Genomic DNA, 6,856 nt, shown 5'->3' with positions numbered 1-6,856 from the left:
CCATCCGCTCGTAGACGAGATGCGCGGGCAGCCACGCCCTGCGGGCGGCGGCGAGGTCGCCCCGGTCGACGGCGGCCCGCAACACGTCGGTCTTCGCGGCGAGTTCGACGGTCCGGGCCTGAATCCACTTCTGGTAGGCGAGTGTGGGCGGGATGAGTTCCTGCTGGGTGACCGGGACGGCGGCCGGTCCGCTTGTCACCTTCGACCCGGTGATCCGTACGGTGGGCCCGGTCACGGCGTCGGCGTCGTCGGGCAGGCATTTGAAGGCGTACGAGCCGTTGCCGAGGGTGACCCCGAGCGGCCGGACCGTCCCCGGCGCCAGCCCCTCGACCTCGCCGTAGACCGCGCCGGTCCTCGGGTCGGTCAGGTACACCTCGGCCGCCGTGCTCGACGTGTTGTGCAGCTCGAAGACCTGATGGCCGGCCTGCGGATGCGTCCAGCCGCTCCCGCAGCCGGAGGTTGCGACCTCGACGGTGGTGTGCGGCAGCCCGTCGGTAGCGGTGGCGGGCCGTGCGCTCGGACCGGACCCCCGAGCCGCCAGGACACCGGCCCCGACGGCGGCCACGACCACGAGAGCGCCGGCCGCGAGCAGCACGGTACGCCGACGTCCGACGGGAGCCGGAGCGGACACCGTCCGAGCGGGTTCGGCTTCGGCGCCGCGCGCGGTTTCGGACACGCCGGGCCTCCAGGGGGAGTCGTACGAAAGATGGCGGTACCAGCGATCTTATGAGGGCGCCACGGCCCCCACCGCCTCCCTTGACCCTGTCCTGACCGGAGGGCGGGCGAGAATTCGCCCGGGGTTCACCCGACCGTCCGCGAGCACCACGGTCCGCCGTACGGCCGCATACGTTGCGCTACGGCCGCCTCGCCCACGTCGGGAACAACCCGGGCCAGTTCCGCGCTGCTCCTGATACCTCGCCGGGTATTCAGAGAAGGGTCGTGGACGAGATGATTCGGTCAGGGCAGGAGCCGCTCCCGCCGTCGGGTGAAGCGCCGTTGGTGACCACCTGCGGTCGGCAGGTCGCGGTGAAGCGACTGCTGCTGGCGCTCCCGGAGCGGCCGATCACCCGGGTCACCCTGGACGTGGGCCCGGTGGTGCGCGGCGAGCCCGGCCTCTGGGCCTCGCTGACCGTGGACGAGGCCCGCGACCTGGCGCGTCGACTGCTCGCGCAGGCGGCCCTGGCCGACACCGGCGCCTCCACGGACGCATAGCAGTCGGTGGTTGGACCGGCACCCGGTGACGGTCCAACCACCGGACACATCACGCCCCTTGCGTCAGCACCCTCTCCAACGTGCCCACGGCGGAACGGAGTTCTTCCGCCGTGATGGTCAGGGGCGGGGCCAGTCGAATCGTGGAGCCGTGGGTGTCCTTGGCCAGCACGCCCTCACGCATGAGGCGTTCGCTGATCTCACGGCCGGTGCCGATCGCCGGGTCGACATCGACGCCCGCCCAGAGGCCGCGTGAGCGGAAACCGACGACACCCTTACCGACCAGCTCGGTCAGACCGTCCCGCAGGACCACGCCCAACTCGGCTGCCCTGCACTGGAATTCACCGGTCTCCAGGAGTTCGACGACCGCTGTGCCGACCGCGGCGGCGAGCGGGTTGCCGCCGAACGTCGAGCCGTGCTCGCCCGGGTGCAACACCCCCAGCACCTCCCGGCGCGCGACCACCGCCGAGACCGGCACGATCCCACCGCCGAGCGCCTTGCCGAGCAGCAGCACGTCCGGGACGACACCCTCGTGCTCGACGGCGAGGGTGCGGCCCGTGCGGCCGAGGCCCGACTGGATCTCGTCCGCGATGAACAAGCAGCCCTTGCGGGTGGTGAGTTCACGCACTCCGGCCAGGTAGCCGGCGTCCGGGATGATCACCCCGGCCTCGCCCTGGATGGGCTCGATCAGCACGGCCGCCGTCGTCTCGTCGACCGCCGCCTCCATTGCCGCGAGGTCGTTGTACGGCACGATCCGGAAGCCCGGCGTGAACGGGCCGAAGCCCGCCCGCGCCGTCTCGTCGGTGGAGAAGCTGACGATCGTCGTCGTACGGCCGTGGAAGTTCTCCGCCGCGACGACGATGGTGGCCCGGTCGGCAGCGACGCCCTTCACGTCGTAGGCCCATTTGCGGGCCACCTTGATGCCGCTCTCGACCGCCTCCGCGCCCGTGTTCATCGGGAGCACCATGTCGAGGCCGGTCAACTCCGCAAGCCGCTCGGCGAATTCGGCGAGGCGGTCGTTGTGGAAGGCGCGGGAGGTGAGCGTCAGCTGGTCGAGCTGGCGGTGGGCCGCCTCGATCAACGCCGGGTGGCGGTGGCCGAAGTTGAGGGCGGAGTAGCCCGCGAGCATGTCGAGGTAGCGGCGGCCCTCGACGTCCTCCACCCAGGTACCCTCGGCGCGGGCGACCACCACGGGCAGCGGGTGGTAGTTGTGCGCGAGGACCGGCTCCTCGGCACGGATGAGGTCGGCGGACGTACGGGCACTGGCGGGTGCGGTCATGAGCGGATCTCCTGGGTGCAGCACTTGATGCCGCCGCCGGCTTTGTGGAACTCCGACAGGTCGACGGGGACGGGGACGTAGCCGCGTTCGGCGAGGCGCGCGGACAGCGCCTCGGCCTGGGGCGCGATGAAGACGTGCAGGCCGTCGGAGACGGAGTTGAGGCCGAACGTCATCGCGTCCTCGCGGGTCGCGAGCACCGCGTCGGGGAACAGCCGCGCGAGCACCTCGCGGCTGCCCGGCGAGAACGCCTCGGGGTAGTAGCAGATGTTGTCCTCGTCGAGGACGAACAGTGCCGTGTCGAGGTGGTAGAAGTACGGGTCCACCAGCGTCAGGCTGATCACCGGGACGCCGAAGAACTCCTGCACCTCGCGATGGGCCTCGCGGGTGGTACGGAACCCGGTGCCGGCCAGCAGATAGCGGCCGGTCGGGATCAGGTCGCCCTCGCCCTCGCTGATCGACTCGGGGCGGTGGACGTCGTAGCCGGCCGCCTTGAACCACATGTCGTAGTGGTCGGACTCGGGGCGCCGCTCGGGTGCGTGGAAGAAGGAGCCGAAGACGCGGCCTTCGACGACGACCGCCGAGTTCGCGGCGAACACCATGTCCGGGAGGCCGGGGGCCGGGGGCACGGTGTCGACGGTGTGGCCGTGCTCGCGGTAGGTGTCGATCAGTGTTCGCCACTGCTCCTGGGCGAGATCGACGTCGACCTGGTGGTCGGGATGCATCCAGGGGTTGATCGCGTACTGCACGGCGAAGTGTCTGGGTTCGCAGACGAGAAAGCGCCGCCGGCGCCGCACACGGGTCTCGGGCACAGAGGGGTTCCTCCGCTTCCTGTGATGTCGACTGGGGTTGACACCAAGGTAGGAAGAGACCAATACGCGCGACAAGCGATGAAGGCTGCGTGTCTGCGCAGGAATGCTGCGTCTTGGGCGGGGTCAGCGCAGGTCTGATGCGTCGCCCGGGGCGGGGTGGGTGGCGCCCGCTTCCGGGCTTTCCGGGAGGAGGTGAGACAGCACCATCACGCTGATCGTCTTCCGGATGAACGGCTCCTGCCGGATCCGCTCCAGCACCTCTTCGAAGTGGTCCACATCGGTGGCCCGCACGTGCAGCAGCGCGTCCGCACCGCCGGTCACCGTCATCGCCGCGGTGATCTCGGGATGGTTGCGCACCACCTCCGCGAGCCGTCTGGGGGGCGCGGCGCCCTCGCAGTACACCTCCACGTACGCCTCCGTGCGCCAGCCCAGCGCCGAGGGTCGTACGGTCGCCGTGAACCCGGTGATCACACCCGTCTCCCGCAGCCGGTCCACCCGCCGCTTCACGGCCGTCGCGGACAGCCCGATCGCCGCGCCGATCTCGGCGAAGCTGGTCCTGGCGTTCGCCATCAGCGCGTTGATGATCTTCCGGTCGAGCTCGTCGAACGGCGTGGTCCTGCTGTTCATGTCGGCACTGTATCCAGCGGGGACGTCCACGCCGGGCACATGTCCAGGCGTACGAATTCCTCCTACACTCCACCTTCATGCTGCGCGCCCTCGCCGTCGACGACGAACGCCCCTCACTGGAGGAGTTGCTCTATCTGCTGAACGCCGATCCACGCATCGGCAGCGCGGAGGGCGCGGGCGACGCGACCGAGGCGCTGCGCCGCATCAACCGCGCCCTGGAGTCCGGTCCGGCCGGCCCCGAGGCCATCGACGTCGTGTTCCTCGACATCCAGATGCCGGGCCTCGACGGGCTGGACCTGGCACGGCTGTTGACGGGATTCGCGCAGCCGCCGCTCGTCGTGTTCGTCACCGCGCACGAGGACTTCGCCGTGCAGGCCTTCGATCTCAAGGCAGTCGACTACGTGCTGAAGCCCGTCCGCAAGGAACGGCTCGCCGAAGCCGTGCGCCGGGCCGCCGAACTCGGTGGCGCCGCACCGCGGATACCCGTGCACGAACCCGACCCCGACCACATAGCCGTCGAACTCGGCGGTGTCACCCGCTTCGTGGCCGTCGACGACATCACCCACGTCGAGGCACAGGGCGATTACGCCCGGCTCCACACCGACCGGGGCAGCCACCTCGTCCGCATCCCCGTCTCCACCCTCGAAGACCGCTGGCGCTCGCGCGGCTTCGTCCGCATCCACCGCCGCCATCTCGTCGCCCTGCGCCACATCGGTGAACTCCGCCTGGACGCGGGCACGGTGAGCGTCCTGGTCGGCGGCGAGGAACTCCAGGTCAGCCGCCGCCACACCCGCGAACTGCGGGACCTGCTGATGCGGAGGTCCTGACGGTGCCTCAGGAACCCATCGAACGCAGGGTCGTTGTCACCGGCCCGCCGCGCCGCACCCGGCGCGCCTCCGGCTACTCCCGCCCCCGCACCGAGATCGACGAACAGACCACCCTCGGCCACACCTACGTCCGCTCCCTGATGCGCACCCAACTCCGCGCCGCGCTCACGGTGTTCGCGGTGCTGGTCCTGCTGGTCGGCCCACTGCCCCTGGTGTTCGCGGCGGCCCCGGGCTCCCGCCGCCTCGAATGGCTGGTCCTCGGCTTCTGCCTGTACGCCCCGCTCGTCCTGCTCGCCCTCTGGTACGTGCGCCGCGCGGAACGCAACGAACGCGACTTCGTGCGCCTCGTAGAGGACCGCTGAGGCGCGTGAACTCCAGTTATGCCGTACCGGCGGTCGCCCTCGTCGTCGTGGCGACCGTCCTCGTCGGCGCCTTCGGCCTGCGCATCTCCCGCACCACCTCCGACTTCTACGTCGCCTCCCGTACCGTCGGCCCCCGCCTCAACGCCGCCGCCATCAGCGGCGAATACCTCTCCGCCGCCTCCTTCCTGGGCATCGCGGGCCTGGTCCTCGTCCAGGGCCCCGACATGCTCTGGTACCCGGTCGGCTACACCGCCGGATACCTGGTCCTGCTGCTGTTCGTCGCCGCCCCGCTGCGCCGCTCCGGCGCCTACACCCTCCCCGACTTCGCCGAGGCCCGGCTCGCCTCGCACGGGGTACGACGCCTCGCGGGCGCCTTCGTCGTCGGGGTCGGCTGGCTGTACCTCCTGCCCCAACTCCAGGGCGCCGGGCTGACGTTGACCGTCCTGACCGGCGCCCCCGACTCGCTCGGCGGGCTGATCGTCGCCGTCGTGGTCGTCGCAACCGTCGCCGCGGGCGGCATGCGCAGCATCACCTTCGTGCAGGCATTCCAGTACTGGCTGAAGCTCACCGCGCTGCTCGTCCCCGCCCTCTTCCTGGTCCTCGCCTGGCAGAGCGACGGAGCACCCCGGCACGCCTTCGAGGAACCCGCCGCCTTCCGCGAACAGCGCGTCGTCCGGGTCGACGACACCCTCGACCTCAAATTCGACCACCCCCTGACCGTCACGGTGAACGGCACGGTCGACCACCATCGCTACGACGCCACGAAGCTCCGACTCCCCGCCGGTACCCACCACATCGGAGCCGGCACCCGCCTCACCTTCGCCGAGGGCGCCACCGTCCCCGTCGCCGACCGCGGCACCAACGGCGGCATGTCGACCTCGCTCGCCGCGAGCCGCGAGGAACGTCCGCTGTACGCCACGTACGGCCTCATCCTCGCCACCTTCCTCGGCACCATGGGCCTGCCGCACGTCGTCGTCCGCTTCTACACCAGCCCGCACGGCGTCGCCGCCCGCCGCACCACGGTCGCCGTCCTCGGCCTCATCGGCGCCTTCTACCTCCTGCCGCCCGTCTACGGCGCACTCGGCCGCCTCTACACCCCCGAACTCACCATCACCGGCGACGCCGACGCGGCCGTACTCCTGCTGCCCGACCGCATGATCGGCGGTGTCGGCGGAGATCTGCTCGGCGCGCTGGTCGCGGGCGGCGCCTTCGCCGCGTTCCTGTCCACCGCGTCGGGACTGACCATGGCCGTCGCGGGCGTCCTCACCCAGGACGTCCTCCCGTCGCGCGGGGTACGGCACTTCAGACTCGGCACGGTCCTCGCCATGGTCGTACCGCTCGCCGCCGGCGTCCTGGTCGGCGGACTGCCCGTCGCCGACGCCGTGGGACTCGCGTTCGCCGTATCGGCCTCCTCCTTCTGCCCGTTGCTGGTCCTCGGCATCTGGTGGACCCGGCTCACCCCGCCCGGCGCGGCGGCCGGGATGCTGGTCGGCGGCGGCTCGGCGTTCGTCGCGGTGGCAGCGACGATGGCCGGCTTCCCGGGCACGGGCTCCCTGCACACTCTGCTGGCCTGGCCCGCCCTCTGGTCGGTACCGCTGGGCTTCCTCACCATGGTGCTGGTGTCCCTGGCCACCCCCGGCCGGGTGCCGACGGGGACGGCGGCGATCCTGGCGCGGTTCCATCTGCCGGAGGAACTGCGGGCGGAGGTGAAGGCGTGAGAACCCTTCAGGGCGCGGTGGTGGG

General features: G+C 71.1%; 7 protein-coding genes and 1 pseudogene. 4 read left to right on the top strand and 4 right to left on the bottom strand.

Annotated features, from left to right (window positions below; genetic code table 11):
- A pseudogene (locus AB0I51_RS38735) lies at window positions 1–676 on the bottom strand (EfeM/EfeO family lipoprotein); the annotation flags it as partial.
- A 272-nt stretch (window positions 677–948) separates the two neighbouring features.
- On the opposite strand from AB0I51_RS38735, the gene AB0I51_RS38730 reads away from it, so the two are divergent.
- Window positions 949–1,212, top strand: coding sequence for a hypothetical protein (locus AB0I51_RS38730; RefSeq protein WP_362983078.1), 264 nt, complete (start codon window positions 949–951; stop codon window positions 1,210–1,212).
- A 49-nt stretch (window positions 1,213–1,261) separates the two neighbouring features.
- Here AB0I51_RS38730 and rocD read toward each other — a convergent pair whose 3' ends face one another.
- The 3 genes from rocD to AB0I51_RS38715 form a co-directional block, all read right to left on the bottom strand.
- Window positions 1,262–2,488, bottom strand: a complete 1,227-nt coding sequence (gene rocD, locus AB0I51_RS38725) for an ornithine--oxo-acid transaminase (RefSeq protein ID WP_362983077.1) — start codon at window positions 2,486–2,488, stop codon at window positions 1,262–1,264.
- Window positions 2,485–3,297, bottom strand: a complete 813-nt coding sequence (gene ddaH, locus AB0I51_RS38720; protein ID WP_362983076.1) for a dimethylargininase — start codon at window positions 3,295–3,297, stop codon at window positions 2,485–2,487. Before ddaH ends, rocD begins: the two co-directional genes overlap by 4 nt.
- A gap of 123 nt (window positions 3,298–3,420) precedes the next feature.
- Entirely contained in the window at window positions 3,421–3,924 is a 504-nt protein-coding gene (locus AB0I51_RS38715; RefSeq protein ID WP_362983075.1) for an Lrp/AsnC family transcriptional regulator, read from the bottom strand.
- 77 nt (window positions 3,925–4,001) lie between these two features.
- On the opposite strand from AB0I51_RS38715, the gene AB0I51_RS38710 reads away from it, so the two are divergent.
- From AB0I51_RS38710 to AB0I51_RS38700, 3 genes are read left to right on the top strand one after another with little or no spacing between them, the layout of a single operon-like run.
- Window positions 4,002–4,751, top strand: coding sequence for a response regulator transcription factor (locus AB0I51_RS38710; RefSeq protein WP_262059630.1), 750 nt, complete (start codon window positions 4,002–4,004; stop codon window positions 4,749–4,751).
- A gap of 2 nt (window positions 4,752–4,753) precedes the next feature.
- Window positions 4,754–5,113 carry a hypothetical protein gene (locus AB0I51_RS38705; RefSeq protein WP_362983074.1) on the top strand — a complete coding sequence of 120 codons (360 nt, stop codon included), beginning with the start codon at window positions 4,754–4,756 and terminating at the stop codon, window positions 5,111–5,113.
- Between the two features lie 5 nt (window positions 5,114–5,118).
- Window positions 5,119–6,831: a cation acetate symporter gene (locus AB0I51_RS38700; RefSeq protein ID WP_362983073.1), complete on the top strand. Its 1,713-nt coding sequence runs from the start codon at window positions 5,119–5,121 to the stop codon at window positions 6,829–6,831.
- Window positions 6,832–6,856: the final 25 nt, after the last annotated feature.

The sequence above is a fragment of the Streptomyces sp. NPDC050549 genome (genome assembly GCF_040655035.1).
Taxonomy (GTDB): Bacteria; Actinomycetota; Actinomycetes; order Streptomycetales; family Streptomycetaceae; genus Streptomyces.
The sequence above is the reverse complement of the archived record's forward strand: the minus strand, read 5'-3'. Positions and strand labels throughout refer to the sequence as shown.